The following is an 18,345-nucleotide window of genomic DNA, read 5'->3' on the forward strand; positions in this document are numbered from 1 at the left end:
AAATTAATATGATGAGTGGCTGGCGGCTGAGCTCCGCTACGGATTACTCTGGCTGACGCAGCAAAGGAACGATTACTTCTACCGGGCTGCCGTTGCGAATCACCGCGATGTTTAACGTTTCACCAACTTTCGCACGGCCGATAATTTCGGTGAGCTCGGGCAAATCGCGGATCACCCGTTTATTTACGTTGATGATTACGTCGTCGATGAGCAGCCCCGCAGTTTCGGCGGACCCACCCTCGACGAGCCCGTCCACAACGACGCCTTCCGTGCGGTTGCGCAGCTGGAGGCGTCGAATATCCCGGTCGGTAAGGGTGGATATGTCGATGCCGAGAAAGGCGCGGCGGTAGCTTCCAAATTCAATAATATCGTCCGCGACGCGCTTGACGAGGTTGCTGGGGATGGCAAAACTGTAGCCCTGAAACCGGCCCGTGCGCGAGGCGATGGCGGTGTTAATGCCGAGTAGTTTGCCGTCGGCGGTGACCAGTGGGCCGCCGCTGTTGCCCGGGTTGACGGCGGCGTCGGTTTGGATGAAAGACTCGATGGCGTCCAGACCCCGCAGCAAGCTGATGTTACGGCTCTTGGCGCTGACGATGCCCGCGGTGACGGTGCTCGTGAGGCCGAGCGGGTTACCCACTGCGAGTACCCACTGGCCCGGTTCGGCGAGGTCGCTATCGGCGATGGGCAGGTACGGAAATTTGTCGCCGGCGATCTTTAGGACTGCTAAGTCAGATTTGGGGTCCTGACCCACGAGGGTCGCTTGGTAGGTACGGCGGTTGGCCGTGCGGACCAAAATTTCTCCCGCGCCGCTGACGACGTGGGCATTGGTAACGATGTAGCCGGCCGCGTTGTAGATCACACCGGACCCTTCGCCGCCGGCGACCGGTGGCTCGTTTTCTCGCTCGCTGAACAGCCGCTTCACGCGTTCGATCGGCAGGTTTTTTGGCCGGGCGGTGATGTGGACGGCGCTGGGGGTGGCCCGGCGGGCGGCGGTTTTTAAGTCGGGTAGGTTATCCGGCACGCCGGAAAAGTTATCGGTCGTGCTCGTGAAGTATGCGGGGACGGGCTGCGCGGTCGCGGGTGCCGGGCGCACGGGCTGGGGAGCGGGGCTGCTATTTACCGGGGCGAAGAAGAGGACCAGCGTAGCCGCGAGAATACCGCCGATCAGGGCAGCCGTGAAGAGTAGTAAGAACTGTCGCATCGGGAATGGTAACGGCTGCTTAGCGCACCTGGTTGCCCCGAGAGCGTGATGAGTCCGGGAGGGGCTACATTCATCGCTACTCTCCGTTTATACCCCGCATCTACGTCCGCGCCCCACCACCTTAGGCAATATCAATACCATTCTGCGCTCAACTTACCCGCAATTTCCAATGTTTCCCGTAGTATTGCACTAAACCGATCTACTTTAGTTTTGACCCGTACGGAGATTACCGCCATTCTTAAACCCGAGACTCCCCTGGAGGCTAGCTTCCTTCAGGACGATGGTTTTTGCCGTGGTTTGCTCTGGGGCGTCCCCCGCTACGGTCATCCGGAAGGAACGATCCTGGCGCACATCGTCGAGGTCAACGCCAACGTTGACGCACTACCCGTCGACGCCGAAACACGCCGCAAACTCCGCGTGGTGACTTTCGTTCACGACACTTTCAAAAACATCGAGCACAAGGGCAACCCCCGCGACTGGACCAAACACCACGCCGTCTACGCCCGCCAATTTCTCGCTCGCTACTGCGACGATGAATACCTACTCAATTTAGTAGAACTGCACGACGATGCCTACTACGCCTGGCGCATGGCGCACCTCTATCACCGCTTTGCCGAGTGCGAGGCGCGCATCGAGGCGATCCGCGAACGCATTGGCCCCTACTGGCAACTATTCTACCTTTTCTTCAAGTGTGACACCGCAACGGGAGACAAAAATCCGGCACCACTCATCTGGTTTGAGGAAACGATGAAGGGGATCGAGGTGGTAGAATTTGAGACCGTCGGTTAAAGCACCGCAATTGATTTAGCCACAAAAGCACAGAAACACAAAATTCGTCAGGCGAAGTCTTTTGCTGCGCAAAACGAGTGGTTCAGCCTCAAATTAGTTCGGCATTTTTGTGTGCGTGCTCCAAAAAAAAGCCCCCGATCCGAAGATCGGGGGCCCAGAAGTTATCTCGTTAAATCAGCTCAGATTCGGACGGGATCTCAATTACATGTTCGCGATGATTTCGTCACCGAACTCACTACACTTCAGAAGCGTAGCACCGTCCATGAGGCGTTCGAAGTCATACGTGACGCGCTTTTTGGCGATGGCGCCTTCGATGCCCTTGATGATCAGGTCAGCCGCTTCGGTCCAGCCGAGGTAACGGAACATCATCTCACCGGAAAGAATGACGGAACTCGGGTTCACCTTGTCCTGGCCGGCGTACTTCGGTGCGGTGCCGTGGGTAGCCTCAAAGATGGAGACGCCGGTGCTGTAGTTGATATTAGCGCCGGGGGCGATGCCAATGCCACCAACCTGGGCGGCGAGGGCGTCGGAAATGTAGTCACCGTTGAGGTTCAGCGTGGCGATCACGCTGTACTCTTTCGGGCGGAGGATGATCTGCTGGAGCATCGCGTCGGCGATAACGTCCTTGATCGTGATCTTCTTGCCGTCTTCGGTTTTGATGACGTGCCACGGCCCACCGTCGAGTTCTTCGCCACCGAAATCTTGCGCAGCGGTTTCGTACCCCCAGTCGCGGAAAGCGCCTTCGGTGAACTTCATGATGTTGCCCTTGTGCACTAGGGTCACGCTGTCCTTATCATTGTCGATCGCGTACTGGATCGCGGCCTTCACGAGACGGTTGGTACCTTCCTGGCTGACGGGCTTGATACCGATGCCGGTCGTCTCGGGGAAGCGGACTTTGGCGTAGCGCTCGGGGTAATTGTCCTTGAGCCACTTGAGAAATTTGGCGTTGTCCTCCGTGCCTTCAGCGAATTCGATGCCGGCGTAGATGTCCTCCGTGTTCTCACGGAAGATAATCATGTCGACGTCTTCCGGGTGCTTAACCGGGCTGGGGACGCCTTTGAAGTATTGCACCGGGCGCACGCAGGCGTAAAGATCTAGCTTCTGGCGCAGGGCTACGTTCAGCGACCGAATGCCGCCGCCGATGGGCGTGGTGAGGGGGCCTTTGATGGAGACGAGGTGCTCGTCGATGGCGTCCAGGGTTGCCTGGGGTAGCCACTCTCCGGTCTGGTCCATGGCCTTCTGTCCGGCGAGAACTTCTTTCCAGACGATGGATTTCTTGCCATCGTATGCTTTGTTTACCGCGGCTTCGAGCACGCGACTGGCCGACGCCCAGATGTCGGGGCCGATGCCGTCACCTTCAATGAAGGGAATGATGGGGTCGTTGGGTACGCTAAGCTTGCCGCCGGCGAGGGTAATTTTAGTTCCGCTCATGTTTGAGGAGGGGTATTTTGGTTTAAATAGGATGGGTCGGGAGATAGAACCCACGTAAAACCTTAACGTTGCGGGGGCTCCGGGTAAATTGATCGCTAACTGGATAAAATCTTACGATCTTTACCAAAATAGCCGACTATCTTACCCTGACCACGTCAGGGCGGGCAAAAATAACAAAATTTGTGACGGAAATCGTTCTTTCCGTGCCGTGCCTCGTTTCCGTAATCCGTAATCGCCCTCCACTTGAAGTCTTTTTGGTACCTCCTCGCCCTCGCTTTCCTCTTTAGTGCCTGCAAATCCCTCCAGCCCGTCACTCAGGAACCGGCCGGTAAGCCCTATGATGACACCGAGCTAGCCGAAGTAATTGGCAACGGAAACGTTGCGCCCGGTGGCGAGCAACCCGTGGACGAGCAGTCAGCAACGGATCAGCCCGAGCCAGTGTCCCCCAACGGTCCCTACCTCCCGCCCGACATTGCCGAAACACTTTACGCACCGTTCGTGCAGCGCTCCGTCACCCCCAAACCCGCGCTCCCGCGGGCGCGCAACAAATGTTCCCTGGCCGTGGAAGTACGTAATTACGACGGCCTGGATGGCTGTGGCGTGCTGCTGGAGACGGACGACGGGGCCTTATTGCGGGTCGGGATTCGACCCCGGGGGGACGTGCTGGAGGCCGGCACCCGAATCAGCATTGGCTTCGAGTACATGAAGGATTACGAAAAAACGGCTTGCCAAAACGAAGACGCCGTGGTTCGCGTGACGTGCATGCGTCTGTTGCGGGTCAGTTCCGGTCTGCCCCGCCCGGTAGTTTGTGAGGGGTACGACAAGCCGGCGCGCTGGCTCGTCGAGGCGGCGCAGTCCGTCGGTGCGACTTACATCACGCGGTTTCCCTGGCGCGAAGGGCGGTTTGCCTATTTGCTGGAGTCCGCCGAGGGGCAATACCTGTATGATTGTCGCGGTTATTTGATCTGCCGGCCGCGTAAGAACTGCCTTAGTTTCATCGAAGATTTCTCTCAGGGACAAATTATCTACGAGAACTAGTCGGCCGGCAGCAATCCTTACTTACTTCACTAAGCATACAAGAATAAAACGATGGGCGCGGACGCAGGTGCAGGGGATGGGGGCAAGCAAGCTGGCGGAAATACGCTGGACGTCAACTCAAGTGGGGACACCACGGTCAACATCTCCGAATCGGCCGTAGACGTGAACACCGGCCAGCAGAATTTGCCGCCCTTGCTGGAAAAACCAGCGCCCATCAAGGTAACTAAGGTAGCCGCCTGGCTCATTACGATTAGTTTTATCCTCGCGCTCATCGTGGTGGGCAAGGCGTACCTGGTGCCGATCTTTATGGCTTTGGTTGTCTGGTACCTGGTTAACTTCCTCAGCGAGCAGTTTCACCGCTTGCCCTTCTTCAGCCGCCAGATTCCGGAGGCGGTCACGTTGGGTTTGTCCCTGTTGTTTATTAGCCTGGCGATCTACTTCGTCGGTAACGCCATCGTGACCACCGTGCAGGGCTTTGTGGAGGACAGCGGTAAGTACATCCCCAAAATCGACGCCCAAATTGTCCGGGTTTACGCCATGATCCGCCCGACGACGGTAGCCCCCACGATCGCGGAGCTAGAACTGGACAGGATGTTCTGGTCCTACAGCACCGAAGTGCTTAGTACGCTAACGAGTTTTGCCAGGGGATTGCTGCTAGTGTTACTGTACGTTATCTTTTTCCTGATCGAGCAGGGGGCATTCGGTAAAAAGATGCGGGCACTTGGTTTAGACCTCACCCAGGCTAACCGCCTATCCATCACGCTGCGACATATTAACTCCGCCATGCGTACGTATCTAGGGGTAAAAACCCTGACGAGCCTGATTACGGCCGTGCTGAGCTGGGCCGTCTTTATGATGGTAGGGGTTGATTACGCGCTGTTCTGGGGTTTCCTGATTTTTATATTCAACTTCATCCCGACCGTCGGCTCAGTGGTGGCAACTTTTATGCCGGGGTTTCTGGCCCTGGTTCAGTTCGATACGCTGACGCCATTTTTAATCATTATTCTCGGCGTGTCCGCCATTCAGGTGGCGGTGGGCAATATCCTGGAGCCGCGTATGATGGGGGATACGTTGAATATCAGTCCGCTCGTGGTGGTAATGTCGCTGATTCTCTGGTCGATGTTGTGGGGTATTCTCGGCATGCTGCTGAGCGTGCCGATCACGGTGGCCATCATCATCATCTGTGCCCAGTTTCCCACGACGCGTAACGTAGCGATCCTCCTGAGTCGTAACGGAAAGATTAATACCGTCCCACCGGATCTACTGTGATTGCGCAGAGGTAGATACCACAAAGCACGGTCACTGAATAGTTGTCCAGAATGCGCACTGGGTACTAAACTGCGACAAACCGGATGGTGTAAAAAGCAAAATCCCGGAGCCGATGTAACATCAAGGCTCCGGGACACGCGGAAAACACACTGTCAAAATCTTTGAATTCTTAGGGTAGGTCGACCTTTGCAAGAGTTTCTTGAAGAAAACGATTTGATTTATCGGCTAGCTGGAATAAAGGACAAGCGCAAAATGAACTGTCGTAGTATAAATTTTCCTTCAATGGAACTGCAAAGTTAACCGAAACGTAAATAACTTTCTGTAACCCAATTAGAAATATTTCAAACGCTACAAATGCCGGTGTAGTATTTAGCTCGGTACCGTCCAGCCGTAGCTGTGCCAGTCTTCTAGATGGTCAACATCGGATAGGGGAGCTTGTTCATTTACTTGTAAGCTTAATTCAGCGGCTCTTTTGAGTGTCTCCGGTAATACCCGCTCCGTGCTCCAGGTCATCTCGCGGAAAAGCTCAGGATTTGGTTTCGTCATACCCAGTAAAGTGTAGCCACCATCCAGTGCCGGGCCGACGACTAAATCGCACGTAGCGAGTGCACGGAAGGAGTCTGCTAGGTACTGAGTGGTCATGCCGGGGCAATCCGTCCCGATGATGATGATGCGGTCGTGACCCCGCTCGAACGCCTCCCCGAAAGCGTTCTCCATCCGCGCGCCGAGGTCGTCGCCCCGCTGCAAACGTTTATCGAAGTGTACTTCCGGCCAGGCGTCGTCGGAACTGATGTGATCAGAATAATAGAGGTAGCGCGTGACGTCGTCACCGAGCCCGGTAGTTTGTTCGCGCGTCCAGTTGGTGAGCACGCCGTACATCTTTAACGCGACGTCGTTGCCGACCGAGGCGGCTAGGCGGGTCTTGGTTTTGCCGGGGATGGGGTTCTTGATCATGATGATGAGCGCGGGGGAGGGGGAGGGCATGGTGGGCTAGTTTGGGGAGGTACAAAGTAAGTTAAAGGGAATTTGAAATCCACTGGCCGCAGGAACCTCGCTGTTTTCAAATACCACTGCATCCCGCGGCCGCGCCAACTACTTAGAGCAGCTCTCCGCAAGTCGGAAGCCCGAAAAGCGGGAAGAGGCAGTAGTAGAATAATAACAAACCGAGGAGCAAGGACAGGGCATTGACCACGTCATTATTTACCCACGCAAACCCACCGTGCTGGTGGCTTCCGGGTACGTGGCTATCGAGCACTGTACCATCCTCAGGATTTCGATAAGTTACCTGTAGTAAGGACCCGAGTAAGCTGTCGATCAACATCCCGACGAAGCCGATCACCACGACGATCAACCAATTTTTATTAAATACAAATGGGTCGATCAAGACGATCAGGGAGATCAAACCCGCCCCCGCCGCGCCGGCCAGCGTCCCCGCCACGCTTACGCCGCCACTCAGTCCGGGCGGGACGCGCCGCCAGCGCACGACGTCGAATGTAGGTTGATTAAAGTATTGCCCGATTTCGCTGCTCCAGGTGTCCGCCGTGGCGATGGCGGCAAGCGCATACAGAGAATACAGGTATTCATCATCTGGCATCCAGGGTGGGAAACAAATGAGCACGTCGGAATTGAGGTACTCTCGACTGTACCAAGCTACTATTGCCACTAACGTGTACAAACCACCGTTCGCCAATACCTGCACGGCATCGCGCGCCTTCCCCTGCTTTTGATCGGCAGCCTGATTTTGCGAGGGTAGTAACTTTCCGATCAATACGCTGGAACCGAAGAAAAGCAACAAGGGCAACAAATAGAAAGGACTGAGTAGGAAGCAGATAATCACCGCCATCCCAATCGCCGTCAGCGCCGCCCTGGGCGTGAGGCTCCGTCTGCCGACCGTCCATTTGTAGAAGGCGAAGCAGAGGGCTCCTAAAATAACGTATTCCAAGATTTCGTAAATCACCCCGCCAAGTTACGCCCCCTTAGTTTTGGCAATGATCTTCTGCTCATTGTTGCTGTCGTAAATGCAGTAAGCGTCGTACTTCGCCCGGTCCGATTCGGCCCAGATGTCCTTACCGATGTCGCACACTTTAATGAGCTCGTCGTAGAGCACATTGCCGATGTCGATGCGGCTTTCGACGGCAATATCGCGGTCGGCCACTTTATCCTGCTGGATGTTCATGGCTAGTTCGAAGCGTTTGCAGGCGTTGGCCAGCTTTTCGAGGTGGGTTTCGCTGAGGCCGGTCTCTTCCAAAAAGGGCCACTGGGCGCGGGCGACGCGGATCACGCGGCGGCCGCAGAACAACAGCTGGGCGTCGGTCATGTCGCCGATCTTGGCCGTGCCGAACTTGCGGTAGCGGCCCGTCCGGTTGCTGAACTTCATCCGCACGCGCGTCATCACCGAGCGGATGGCGTGGCGCACTTTCTCGGAAGCCTCGTATTTCTTATCGGTGACGATCATCTGGTCGCCCAGTAACTCGTCGTCGTCCGGCCCCTCGATGAAGCGGCCGCAGCGGTCGTGGTAGCCCTTCAGGCGGCGGCCGTCGTAGCTGTAGGCTTTGAACTTATCGAGGTCGCGCTTGGCCAGGCGGATGGCGTCCATGCACATCTGGTAAAGGTCGGCGTCGGGGAAGTTGTACTTGCGGTTGACTTTTTGCTTCTTCATGGGTAGCGGGTGCGGGTGCCCGGGGCACCGTGAGCGGTCGTTAATGTAGGTTTTGTAAAGGTAAAAAACAAATCGTAGCAAAGTGTTTACCGGTTACGTACCGTTTACCCGCCACGTTTAAGGCCATTATAACGTAGGGCAGACACCTATCGCCCCCAACGTAGCGTTATCTTGTTCCCAATTACGCCTACTTCTCCCAAGCTTATGCTCCGCAAATTCTCTCTGCTACTCGTTTTTCTCGTTGCCACCCTTACCGTGCGAGCTTCCACCATTCTCATCCCGATGGACGACACCCAGACGGACCACCTCAAAGCCTACGGCATCACCTACTGGGTGCTGGACAGCGAGATCGACGCCTGGTGGCTGCTCAATTACCGGGGCGGGAGTTTTGCCTTTCAGCACAGCCGCGCCTTCGAACGGGAGTGCCTGACGCGGGGCGTGAAGTACGAAGTGATCCCCGATGCTAAATTCGACGCCATCATTGCCGACATCGCGAACCCGGAGAAGAACATGGACGCGATGAAGCTGGAAAAAGCACCGAAGATCGCCGTCTACACGCCGACGTTCAACTTTCGGGAGGGCACCTCCGTACAGCCCTGGGATGACGCCGTCACGCTCGTACTCACCTACGCGGAAATCCCCTACGAAACGGTTTACGATACGGAAGTCCTCGGTGAAGAGCTCGCGCAGTACGACTGGCTTCACCTCCACCACGAAGACTTTACCGGCCAGCACGGTCGGTTCTACCGGGCCTACCACACGGCCGACTGGTACCGCCGCCAGGTCGCCTACCAGGAGAAACTGGCGCTGGAGAACGGATTCAACAAGGTGAGCCAGTCTAAGCTGGCCGTGGTGAAAAAGGTGAGGGAGTTCGTCGGTGGCGGCGGCTTCATGTTCGCCATGTGTTCGGCTACGGACAGCTACGACATCGCCCTGGCGGCGGACGGCCTCGATATTTGCGCCGAGATGTACGACGGCGACCCCGTCGACCCCACCGCCCAGAGTAAATTGGATTACACGAAGACGTTTGCTTTCCAGGACTTCAAACTCCGCCGCAACCCGCTCGAATACGAATTCAGCGACATCGATCACAACCCCCGCCGGGTGTCAAAGGACCAGGACTACTTCACGCTATTCGACTTCAGCGCCAAGTGGGACCCCGTCCCGACGATGCTCACGCAGAACCATTTCAAAACGGTCAAGGGCTTCATGGGACAAACGACGGCTTTCAACAAGCGGATGATTAAATCCGACATTCTCGTGCTCGGTGAGAACAAGCCGGCCGACGAAGTCCGCTACCTCCACGGCAACTTCGGCGAGGGCTTTTTTACCTTCTACGCCGGTCACGACCCCGCTGATTATCAGCACTTCGTCAACGACCCGGAAACGGACCTGAGCCTGCACCCCAATAGCCCCGGCTATCGCTTGATCCTCAACAATATTCTCTTTCCGGCGGCCAAGAAGCAGAAGCGGAAGACTAAATGATGCCGTGTTGCAATCTACTAAAAAGGACGTCCCACGTAAGTGAGGCGTCCTTTTTCAGTGCGCGGTCGCGGGTGCGAGGCAAATTAGTTTGGGAGCAGAGAGACTCGTTTCACTCGGTCAGGAGCGCGTATAGTTTTTCGAAGTCTGTACCAACAAAAAGCGAAGCTCGGTGCTGGACCGTGCTTCGCTGATTATCGATATTCTTGATGGGTTACACTAAAAGTTGAAATTGACTCCCGTCCGGAATTCGTACGGGCTGTCGTTGATGAACTCAGACTGGGTCAACCGGAACAGGACGAGAATTTCGAAACCCATTTGCCCGGGGCCACCACCCTGGTTGAAGCCGGCGCCGAGGAAGGGTACTGCTCTGGTACTACGAACGGGCTCACCATTTTGACTAAATCCGTCAACTTCATTCACGAGGCTATATTCCGTATGGGCAAAAATTCCCCGAAAGATTTTTGCCCGGGCGAATGCTCCGACGCTCCACTGGAAGAAACTTTCTTTTATGTCTTGATTAAAACGTTCGTCCTTGTACCGGTTGAAGGTCAGGCCCGCCCTTGGCCCGACGCTGATGATGTCGTTGATTTTGTAGCCAAGGATCGGGGTGATGCCGATGTTGAAGAAGCTCGTCCCGTTGCCCCCGCTGAAGCCGAGTTGCGCGCCGGTACCGTACCAAAAAGCCCCACCCCCGTCGTCAAAACTGGTGCTCCGCTTCTGGTTGTAGTAATCGAGGTCGTCCGTCGCTTCCTCCTCCGTCGTCTGGGCGAAGGCGGCAGTGGAAAAAGTAAGTAGGGCAAGGAGGAAAAAAATAGATTTATGCATCGTGCTGATTTCTGATGAGGTTGGAGTGAGTACTGTGGGAAAGGCTAAATTAAGTCAGTTCGGAATGACTCTCCGGATGAATACAATAACGACGTAAGCCGGGCGGTGTTTTGTTGGCGGCGGGGTGGCGACTAACCGAAATCATAAATTTTGCCTCACCGCACGGGGTACTCCGGCGCGAACCGTTAATTTGGTCGCATGAAGGACACCCAGGAAACCGGCCAGATCGGGGAGGCGATCGCGGAAGGCTATTTGTTGGAAAAGGGTTTCCGGATCGTCACTACCGGCTACCGCTATAAACGGGCCGAGATCGACATCATCGCCGCTAAGGAGGAGAGCCTCTACTTCGTCGAAGTCAAGACGCGCCGGGGTTTCGGCCACGGCCACCCAACCCTGTCCGTCACTGACCGCAAAGAACAACTGCTGGCCCGGGCCGCCGCTAACTACATGTACGAAACGAACCACGAGTGGGCCTTTCGCTTCGACGTGATCTCGATTCTGCTGTATAAGGACGGTAACTACGATCTGGAGCACCTGGAAGATGCCTTCTTTCCCGGTCTACATTGATCATGTCCGCCAAGTACGTTCTTTCCTATTTAATTGACTTGGGTAGTATATCTCTCACGTCTCGCCTCATCTACCTTGCTCTTACTCCGTGACCCGGGCACCGGCGACCGCGCCCCGAATGCGTTAAATCACCCCCCGCGACTTCAGTTCCAGATACTTGTTAATCACTTCCCCCGTCAAATCCTGCGGCCGGGTGAGCACGACCTTGATGCCGTTCTGCCGGAGCCGTGCGGCCATGAGTTGCCGTTGCTGGATGAAGTTGCGGGCCGTTGACTGCCGGTAGATGTCCTCGACGGATTCCGTTTTGGCGTGAACGACGTCGGCGATCTCCGTATTCTCAAAGAGCACGACGACGAGCTGGTGGGCCCTGCTGACCTTGCGCAGGCCGGGTAAAACGCGATCCAGCGCGTAGTTGCTTTCGAAGTTGGTAAATAAAATAATCAGGCTACGGCCACCGAGTAGCTTGCGACTAGCGTAGTAAAGTAAGTCGTAATTGCTCTCCTTTTGCCGCTCCTCCTGGCGGTAAAGCGCTTCGAGTAGTCGGCGTAGGTGATCGGGCTTGCTGTCGGCGGGCAGGACGGTACCGATCTTGTCCGAGAAAGTGACGAGCCCGGCGCGGTCCTGGCGTTTCAAAATAACGTTGCTCAGCGCGAGGGTGGCGTTGATCGCGTAATCGAGCAAACTCAATCCGTTAAAGGGCATGAGCATCGTGCGGCCCTTATCGATGACGCAAAAAACGCGCTGGGCCCGCTCGTCTTCGTACTGGTTGACCATCAACTTTTGGTGCCGCCCGGTCGCCTTCCAGTTGATGCTGCGGAAATCATCACCAAGCACGTAATTCTTGATCTGGTCGAACTCGTAACTCTTAGCGAAGCGCCGCATCCGCCTGAGCCCGGGTGCCGGGACGGTCGTTTTCGCGCGCAGCGCGAAATGGCGCATCTGGACGATACTCGGGTAGACGGGGACGGTCCGGTGCTGGGGAATTTCGACTCGCCGCTCGCCCAGACCTAGCCGGGTGGTCAGGAAGATATTGAGGTTGCCGAATTCGTACTCCCCCCGCTGCACCGGTCGGATAGGGTAGGTTAGTTTCTTCTCCTGGTCGGGACCCAACTCGAAGGCGATCTCGTGGTCGCGAATTTGCAACTGCTCGGGCAGCTCGTCAATGAGCACCGCCCTTACGGGTTTTTTCCCGTCGTTGCGAACCATTACGTGAATCGTCATCGGGTCACTCAGTGACAGAACTTTTGGTGTTTTCCGACTCGCCGAAATACCCCGCGCCGCCCGGTAGAGCAGAATGACATCGTAAAGCGTGGTCAGGACAAGTATTACTAAGCTTGCAATGGCCAAGTAAAAGACGAACGGTGCGTAGAAACCAGCAATGGAGACCAGCACGACCCCAGCGATACCGATGAAAAACCGATCGCTCAGGTAAAAATAACGGAAATGTTCGTAGGCGGATTGTAACTGCTCGCGCATGGTCGGGCTAAGGTAGGGAAAGCTTTTCCAGTTGCTGATCTGATGACCGCCTTCGGCAGCAGCGCAGCTAACTTCTGCGAGTCTTTGCTAAACAATATCCGCAAAAGACGCACCCGGTGAGCACTGACGAATCACCGCTCAAGCCAATCGATACCTTTATTCAGGTTATTCAGGGTAAAGGCTTCCTGGCTACCGGGCTCCGGTTGGTAGTCGTAAGTCCAGCCGGCGAGGGGCGGCAGGCTCATCAGGATGGACTCGGTACGGCCGTTGGTGGTGAGGCCAAACTTCGTGCCACGGTCCCAAACGAGGTTAAACTCTACGTAGCGACCCCTCCGAATCTTCTGCCACTGAGTCTCCACATCACTTACGGGCTTGTCTTTGTTGAGGTCCAGCAAATGAAGGTAGGTGGGTACGAAGGTCCGACCGATGGCGGCGGTGAAGTCGAGCAGTTCCTGCTTGGTCTTACCGTCGGTGGAGGGTTCGAGGCGGTCGAAGAAAATGCCGCCGACGCCGCGGGTTTCCTGGCGGTGAGGGATGTAGAAGTAATCGTCGGCCCAGGTTTTGAAGCGGGGATAGTAAGCGTCGTTGTGGCGGTCGCAGGTGTCTTTGAGTTGTTGGTGAAACCAGGCAGCCTGGTCGGGTACGATGTAGTGAGGCGTCAGGTCGATCCCACCACCAAACCAGTAGCGACCGCCGTCGAGCTCGAAATACCGCACGTTCATGTGGATGATTGGTACGTGCACGTTTTTTGGGTGTAAAACGATGCTGACGCCGGTAGCGTAGAAGTTGGTTTCCTCGCTCCCAATTTTAAGGCTCAGCGCGGCCGCGGGTGGCAAGCTTCCGTGGACGGCCGAGAAGTTGACGCCGCCCTTTTCGACGTAGTTACCGTTGAGCACCCGGGCGCGGCCGCCGCCGCCGCCGGGCCGGTTCCACTCGTCCTCCGTGAAGGTGCCACCGTCAGCGGCGGCGATAGATTGGCAGATTTCGTCCTGGAGAGACTTGAAGAACTGGGTGATTTCTTTTTTGTTGGGGCTCATATTGTTGGCTCGGAAAATTTTTATCGCGGGGGAGGGGGGGGAGGAAAGAATATAGAGGAAGGAGAAAAGAGTTTTGCACTCGCTCGCTGCGCGAACTCGGGGAGAGTATTCAGTGAATTGTTTCCCAATCAAAAATCATCATCCACTTTTGTAAGAACCTCCAGACCTCCACTCCGATGTTCTTTCTCCTTTCTCTATATTCTTTATTCTTTTCTAGTATATCCACAGGCGCCCCTCACAGCCCGTTCAACGCCTCAATAGTAGCCGCCACCACTTTCTTAGAATTACCGACAAAGATATTCTTACCGACAATAGTCACCGGGCGCTTAAGGAAAGTGTACTCTTCAAGAATCAACCGACGGTAATCTTCCTCGGCGAGTACTTTGTCGGCCAGGCCCATACTGCGGTACTTCATCGCGCGGCGGCTGAATAACGCTTCATAACTGCCCGCCAGGTCTTTCATGTGATCTAATTCGGCTTCGGTAATCGGGTGATCTCCAATGTTGATTACCTCTAGGTTAGGCCGCTCGCCATATTCGCCGAGAATTCTTTGACAAGTATTACAAGTGTTGAGTTGGTAAGTCTTTCGCATAATTTCCATTCTTAGTTCTATTATCCTTTTTTCTATACTCCTTAATCTCTTTTCCTCACTCTCCCCACCGGTAAGTATCTAGCTCAAAGCCGGCAAGGTCAAGCACGCGGTCAATCACGGTGAGGCCGATCTCTTCGACGGAGTCCGCGCCACCGTAAAAGCTGGGGATGGCGGGGCAAATGATCCCACCGGCCTCGGTGATGGTCACCATGTTGCGGAGGTGGATAAGACTGAGTGGTGTTTCGCGCGGTACGACGATCAGCCGGCGGCGTTCCTTAAATATCACGTCGGCGGCGCGGGTGATTAGGTCGGCGCTAACGCCGGTAGCGATGCGTGCCAACAGGCCCATGCTGCAGGGGCAAACGATCATCGTGTCGTAGCGGGCGGAGCCGGAGGCGAACGGGGCCATGAAATCCTTCTTTCCGTAGAAAGTGAAATCGGGGTACAGATCTTCTGAGAAGTCGCCCAGCTCCAGTTTCCAGTTGTAGCGGCCGTTGTCGGTCATGACGACGCCGATGGCTTCCCACTGGTCGGAGAGCTTGGTCAATCGATCGAGGAGGAGCTTAGCGTAGAGGCTGCCGGAGCTGCCGCCGATGGCGATGACTAGTTTTTTCTTGCGCAAGTTTTGTGGTCTTTGGTCTGAAGTCTGTGGTCTCTGGTTCGAGGTCATTGCAGTAGCTAGCTGATCATCATCGCTCGTGTAAAATACTGGCGGCATTAATTTCGTCTAACCCGGAGTAAGCAATGGGTGTTAATCACTCTCCAGCCAATCGAACACCTCCATCAATTCTTTTTGGGTAGAAATGGTTTTATCCCGCGCGTACCATTTATGTAATTCGAGTTGGTGCGTTTCGTAGTCTTCTTTAGGTTCCGGCTCGCGTCGGTACTGTGTGGATATTGTCTGTGCGATGAGCGGCCGTGGGCCCCAGGCGGCCAGAACGTTCTCCGTGGCGGTTTCGAGGAACAGCACTTTGGGGATGGAACGGCCGCCGTCGGTCAGGTACTGATCGATCAGGCCGATATTTTCGTCGCGGAGTGCGCAAACGAGTTGTACGCGGGGGCTGGCTTCGGCGACCCAATTCAGTACGGGGACGATCTGAGCGGCGTCGCCACACCAGCCTTCGGTTAGGACGAGGAGGGTATAACTTTTCTTGAGGCTGGTGAGGCCTGACCGAAATTCCTCCGTAAGTCGGTTTTTTCTGTCGAGCCGGTCCATGCGCGCTTCGTTCAGATCGGCGATTTTCAGGTAAAGCTCGGACTGATTATCTCCGGTCGTCCTGCCCTTGTCCTTCAGCAAGGTGGTAAGGAATTGGCGGTAGGTAGGGTAGGGGCGGGCGGAAAGCAGGGCGGTACGGAGGGGTGTCATTAGGGGCGGGTGGGGTAGCTGGTTCGGTATGGTGGTCGATGTAACAACCGGTGGGGTGGGGGCTTGTTTTATGTGGCGCGTTGCAGCAGCGAACACACTCGTCTATTATAAATGCGCCAGAAATCTTACGGCAGACAGTAAGCATGGATGCACACCGGGAACAAAAGAAGCCGCGGACAATTTGTCCGCGGCTTAAAGAAAACAACACACTTACGCACACGTCACACTGGTGGTACGGCCAGTGGCAACACTAAAATGAGAGATGGAGACGCGCCCGTGAAACACGGGGGTATAAGTAGGTCCCGATGGCGGGGTAACTAATTTGGGTTGCCGAGCTCTTCTTCGTGGGGCTAAGGCGTCTTTTTTGTCAGTGCTACCATCTAGACGGACGACGCAAAGCCCGGTCACAATTTGTGGCCGAGCTCGTTCTGGAGTAGAACCAAAGCATTAGCGAAAATTCGCTAACGGTAAAGGTAAGTTTTGGGTAAAGCCGAGTAGTGCCGAATTATGTGTCGCTAATTTGTACGTAGAGACTAAAAATTTTGTAGTATTTATTTAGAACTTTTGACACTGGTGGCTCAAAATTAGAAATGGCCGCCTTCCTTTCCGGAAAGCGGCCATGTTGAATGCGCTAATTGTCAGTCCGTTACCTACGAACCCATCATCTTCATGCTCCGCGCAACGAAGTCCGTAAGCGCCTTACCCGTCAGCATCTGCTGGCTAAGTAGAGCAAGTTGGTAGAGGTAAGTAGCGTTCTCCGCCCGCGCGCCTTCGTCGGCGTTGGCGAGCAGGCTCTCCTTCACCACCGGGCTGTTGGCGTTGACGATCACGTTGTACATATCCGGAAACATGCTGGCGTCCATGCCCTGCATCATCTGCATTTCCTTCATGCGGCGCATAAATTCGGGGCGGACGATCTGCACCGGCGCGTCGGTCGTATCGAGCGGCTTGACTTCCACGGAACCTTTGTCGCCGACGATGCCGGAAAAGAGTTCGTTTACGGTAGTCGTCTCTTCCTCACTCAGCAGGTTCTCCTTCGCCTCGTCTTTCTGGACGAGTTGGTCGGGCGTAGCGGAGTCGACACGGACAAAAGTCACTTTGTCTTCTTTCTGCTCCAAGGCTTGGATGAACGGCGCATCGATGGTGTGTTCCAACGTCAGCACGTCGTAACCCCGGTCGGTAGCGCCTTTGACGAGCGTGTGCTGCTTCTCGACGTCGGCGGTGTAAATACCGACCATGCGGCCGTGCTTATCGGTCTGGTTCTCGGTGATGCGCTCACGGTACTCTTTGAGCGTAAACTTCTTACCGTCCGTGTTTTCGAGCAGGACGAATTTCTTTGCCTTGTCGTAAAACTTGTCTTCGGAAATCATGCCGTACTTGACGAACACGCCGAGATCGGACCACTTGCTTTCGTAATCTTCCCGGTCTGATTTGTAAAGATCGTTCAGCTTTTCTGCTACCTTCTTGGTGATGTAGCCAGTAATCTTCTTCACGCTCGTATCCGCCTGGAGGTAGGAGCGGCTGACGTTCAGCGGGATGTCCGGAGAGTCGATCACGCCGTGCAGGAGGGTTAGGAATTCGGGTACGATCTCCTTCACGTCGTCCGTGACGTAGACCTGGTTGGAGTAGAGCTGGATCTTATTCCGCTGCAACTCCATGCCGCCGGCGAGTTTGGGGAAGTAGAGGACGCCCGTCAGGTTGAAGGGGTAGTCGATGTTGAGGTGGATCCAGAACATCGGCGGCTGGCTCATGGGGTAGAGCTCGCGGTAGAAGTCTTTGTAATCGTCATCCGTCAACTCGGCCGGATTCTTTTTCCAGAGCGGGTTGGTATTATTGACGATGTTGTCGACTTCCGTCTCGATCTTCTTGGGTTCGGGCTTCTCTTCGCCTTCGATGACGGCTACGTCGGATTCTTCATAGGTCGTCTCCGTCTTGGTGCCGAAGCGGATCGGGACGGCCAGGAAGCTGGCGTATTTGTTCAGCAGGCCTTCGATCTCATCGTCTTCGAGGTACTGCTCGCAGTCTTCGGACATGTGGAGAATGATGTCGGTGCCACGGAAATCGCGGTTGCCTTCGCCAATCTCGTAGCTAGGGTCACCCTTACAAATCCAGTGGACGGGCTCGGCGTTCTCCTGCCAGCTCAACGTCTGGACTTCAACTTTGTCAGCCACCATAAAGGCGGAGTAGAAACCAAGTCCGAAGTGGCCGATGATGCTAGCGTCGTCCTGGTATTTGTCCACAAAGTCCTGGGCGGAGGAAAGCGCAACCTGGTTAAGGTACTTCTCGACTTCCTCTTTCGTCATGCCAATTCCACGGTCGCGGATCGTCAGCGTTTTAGCTTCTTTGTCGATCATGATGTCGATCGTCTCCTCACCGATCTCGCCGGCAAATTCGCCCTTGCGGTTCAGCGTCTTCAGCTTGCTCGTCGCGTCTACGGCATTAGAGACTAATTCGCGCAGGAAAATTTCCTGGTCGGAATAGAGAAATTTCTTGATAATCGGGAAGATGTTCTCGGTCTGTACCGAAATATTACCTTTCTGCATAGTTGTCATGTTTTTCGTTAGGTGGGTGTAAATGCAAAGGGTAGGCCATCACTTTTTGACTGACTTT

The 18,345-nt window shown here is 55.3% G+C and carries 17 protein-coding genes; 5 read left to right on the plus strand and 12 right to left on the minus strand.

Annotation, left to right across the window (positions count from 1 at the left end; translation table 11 throughout):
• Nucleotides 1-43: 43 nt before the first annotated feature.
• Complete coding sequence (locus GGR27_RS10860) at nt 44-1,201, minus strand: S1C family serine protease (RefSeq protein ID WP_168037472.1); 1,158 nt, start codon at nt 1,199-1,201, stop codon at nt 44-46.
• Between the two features lie 210 nt (nt 1,202-1,411).
• Between GGR27_RS10860 and GGR27_RS10865 the strand changes: the two genes are divergently transcribed.
• Nucleotides 1,412-1,990, plus strand: a complete 579-nt coding sequence (locus GGR27_RS10865) for a hypothetical protein (RefSeq protein WP_168037473.1) — start codon at nt 1,412-1,414, stop codon at nt 1,988-1,990.
• 201 nt (nt 1,991-2,191) lie between these two features.
• Here the strand turns inward: GGR27_RS10865 and icd are convergent, their stop codons facing one another.
• Nucleotides 2,192-3,421, minus strand: a complete 1,230-nt coding sequence (gene icd / locus GGR27_RS10870; protein ID WP_168037474.1) for an NADP-dependent isocitrate dehydrogenase — start codon at nt 3,419-3,421, stop codon at nt 2,192-2,194.
• A 243-nt stretch (nt 3,422-3,664) separates the two neighbouring features.
• On the opposite strand from icd, the gene GGR27_RS10875 reads away from it, so the two are divergent.
• Both GGR27_RS10875 and GGR27_RS10880 read left to right on the plus strand, forming a co-directional pair.
• Nucleotides 3,665-4,459: a hypothetical protein gene (locus GGR27_RS10875; protein ID WP_168037475.1), complete on the plus strand. Its 795-nt coding sequence runs from the start codon at nt 3,665-3,667 to the stop codon at nt 4,457-4,459.
• A gap of 51 nt (nt 4,460-4,510) precedes the next feature.
• Complete coding sequence (locus GGR27_RS10880; protein WP_168037476.1) at nt 4,511-5,728, plus strand: AI-2E family transporter; 1,218 nt, start codon at nt 4,511-4,513, stop codon at nt 5,726-5,728.
• 369 nt (nt 5,729-6,097) lie between these two features.
• Here the strand turns inward: GGR27_RS10880 and GGR27_RS10885 are convergent, their stop codons facing one another.
• From GGR27_RS10885 to GGR27_RS10895, 3 genes are all read right to left on the minus strand, one after another.
• Nucleotides 6,098-6,712, minus strand: a complete 615-nt coding sequence (locus GGR27_RS10885) for a TIGR04282 family arsenosugar biosynthesis glycosyltransferase (protein ID WP_168037477.1) — start codon at nt 6,710-6,712, stop codon at nt 6,098-6,100.
• 112 nt (nt 6,713-6,824) lie between these two features.
• A complete protein-coding gene (locus GGR27_RS10890) occupies nt 6,825-7,685 on the minus strand; it encodes a DUF92 domain-containing protein (protein WP_168037478.1) in 861 nt (286 codons plus the stop codon).
• 9 nt (nt 7,686-7,694) lie between these two features.
• Complete coding sequence (locus tag GGR27_RS10895) at nt 7,695-8,387, minus strand: hypothetical protein (protein ID WP_168037479.1); 693 nt, start codon at nt 8,385-8,387, stop codon at nt 7,695-7,697.
• A 204-nt stretch (nt 8,388-8,591) separates the two neighbouring features.
• On the opposite strand from GGR27_RS10895, the gene GGR27_RS10900 reads away from it, so the two are divergent.
• Nucleotides 8,592-9,872, plus strand: a complete 1,281-nt coding sequence (locus GGR27_RS10900; protein WP_168037480.1) for an asparagine synthetase B — start codon at nt 8,592-8,594, stop codon at nt 9,870-9,872.
• A gap of 216 nt (nt 9,873-10,088) precedes the next feature.
• Here the strand turns inward: GGR27_RS10900 and GGR27_RS10905 are convergent, their stop codons facing one another.
• Nucleotides 10,089-10,697 (minus strand): hypothetical protein, encoded by a 609-nt coding sequence (locus GGR27_RS10905; RefSeq protein ID WP_168037481.1) that lies wholly within the window; start codon nt 10,695-10,697, stop codon nt 10,089-10,091.
• Between the two features lie 198 nt (nt 10,698-10,895).
• Between GGR27_RS10905 and GGR27_RS10910 the strand changes: the two genes are divergently transcribed.
• Entirely contained in the window at nt 10,896-11,264 is a 369-nt protein-coding gene (locus GGR27_RS10910; RefSeq protein ID WP_168037482.1) for a YraN family protein, read from the plus strand.
• Between the two features lie 123 nt (nt 11,265-11,387).
• On the opposite strand, the gene GGR27_RS10915 is transcribed toward GGR27_RS10910, so the two are convergent.
• From GGR27_RS10915 to htpG, 6 genes are all read right to left on the minus strand, one after another.
• A complete protein-coding gene (locus tag GGR27_RS10915) occupies nt 11,388-12,740 on the minus strand; it encodes a DUF58 domain-containing protein (protein ID WP_168037483.1) in 1,353 nt (450 codons plus the stop codon).
• Between the two features lie 131 nt (nt 12,741-12,871).
• Nucleotides 12,872-13,777: an oxygen-dependent coproporphyrinogen oxidase gene (gene hemF / locus GGR27_RS10920; protein ID WP_168037484.1), complete on the minus strand. Its 906-nt coding sequence runs from the start codon at nt 13,775-13,777 to the stop codon at nt 12,872-12,874.
• A gap of 235 nt (nt 13,778-14,012) precedes the next feature.
• Nucleotides 14,013-14,369 (minus strand): arsenate reductase family protein, encoded by a 357-nt coding sequence (locus GGR27_RS10925; protein WP_168037485.1) that lies wholly within the window; start codon nt 14,367-14,369, stop codon nt 14,013-14,015.
• A 55-nt stretch (nt 14,370-14,424) separates the two neighbouring features.
• Complete coding sequence (locus GGR27_RS10930; RefSeq protein ID WP_168037486.1) at nt 14,425-14,991, minus strand: UbiX family flavin prenyltransferase; 567 nt, start codon at nt 14,989-14,991, stop codon at nt 14,425-14,427.
• 129 nt (nt 14,992-15,120) lie between these two features.
• Nucleotides 15,121-15,735, minus strand: a complete 615-nt coding sequence (locus GGR27_RS10935; protein WP_168037487.1) for a thioredoxin family protein — start codon at nt 15,733-15,735, stop codon at nt 15,121-15,123.
• Nucleotides 15,736-16,385: 650 nt separating this feature from the next.
• Complete coding sequence (gene htpG, locus GGR27_RS10940) at nt 16,386-18,278, minus strand: molecular chaperone HtpG (protein WP_168037488.1); 1,893 nt, start codon at nt 18,276-18,278, stop codon at nt 16,386-16,388.
• Nucleotides 18,279-18,345: the final 67 nt, after the last annotated feature.

The sequence above is a fragment of the Neolewinella antarctica genome, assembly GCF_011927835.1.
Taxonomy (GTDB): Bacteria; Bacteroidota; Bacteroidia; order Chitinophagales; family Saprospiraceae; genus Neolewinella; species Neolewinella antarctica.

Bases quoted from the DNA above. Each gene is read 5' to 3' on its own strand.
- hemF (WP_168037484.1), bottom strand. From the start codon at position 13,777: ATGAGCCCCAACAAAAAAGAAATCACCCAGTTCTTCAAGTCTCTCCAG.
- GGR27_RS10905 (WP_168037481.1), bottom strand. From the start codon at position 10,697: ATGCATAAATCTATTTTTTTCCTCCTTGCCCTACTTACTTTTTCCACT.
- icd (WP_168037474.1), bottom strand. From the start codon at position 3,421: ATGAGCGGAACTAAAATTACCCTCGCCGGCGGCAAGCTTAGCGTACCC.
- GGR27_RS10895 (WP_168037479.1), bottom strand. From the start codon at position 8,387: ATGAAGAAGCAAAAAGTCAACCGCAAGTACAACTTCCCCGACGCCGAC.
- GGR27_RS10915 (WP_168037483.1), bottom strand. From the start codon at position 12,740: ATGCGCGAGCAGTTACAATCCGCCTACGAACATTTCCGTTATTTTTAC.
- GGR27_RS10910 (WP_168037482.1), top strand. From the start codon at position 10,896: ATGAAGGACACCCAGGAAACCGGCCAGATCGGGGAGGCGATCGCGGAA.
- GGR27_RS10885 (WP_168037477.1), bottom strand. From the start codon at position 6,712: ATGCCCTCCCCCTCCCCCGCGCTCATCATCATGATCAAGAACCCCATC.
- GGR27_RS10900 (WP_168037480.1), top strand. From the start codon at position 8,592: ATGCTCCGCAAATTCTCTCTGCTACTCGTTTTTCTCGTTGCCACCCTT.
- htpG (WP_168037488.1), bottom strand. From the start codon at position 18,278: ATGCAGAAAGGTAATATTTCGGTACAGACCGAGAACATCTTCCCGATT.
- GGR27_RS10935 (WP_168037487.1), bottom strand. From the start codon at position 15,735: ATGACACCCCTCCGTACCGCCCTGCTTTCCGCCCGCCCCTACCCTACC.
- GGR27_RS10925 (WP_168037485.1), bottom strand. From the start codon at position 14,369: ATGCGAAAGACTTACCAACTCAACACTTGTAATACTTGTCAAAGAATT.
- GGR27_RS10860 (WP_168037472.1), bottom strand. From the start codon at position 1,201: ATGCGACAGTTCTTACTACTCTTCACGGCTGCCCTGATCGGCGGTATT.
- GGR27_RS10880 (WP_168037476.1), top strand. From the start codon at position 4,511: ATGGGCGCGGACGCAGGTGCAGGGGATGGGGGCAAGCAAGCTGGCGGA.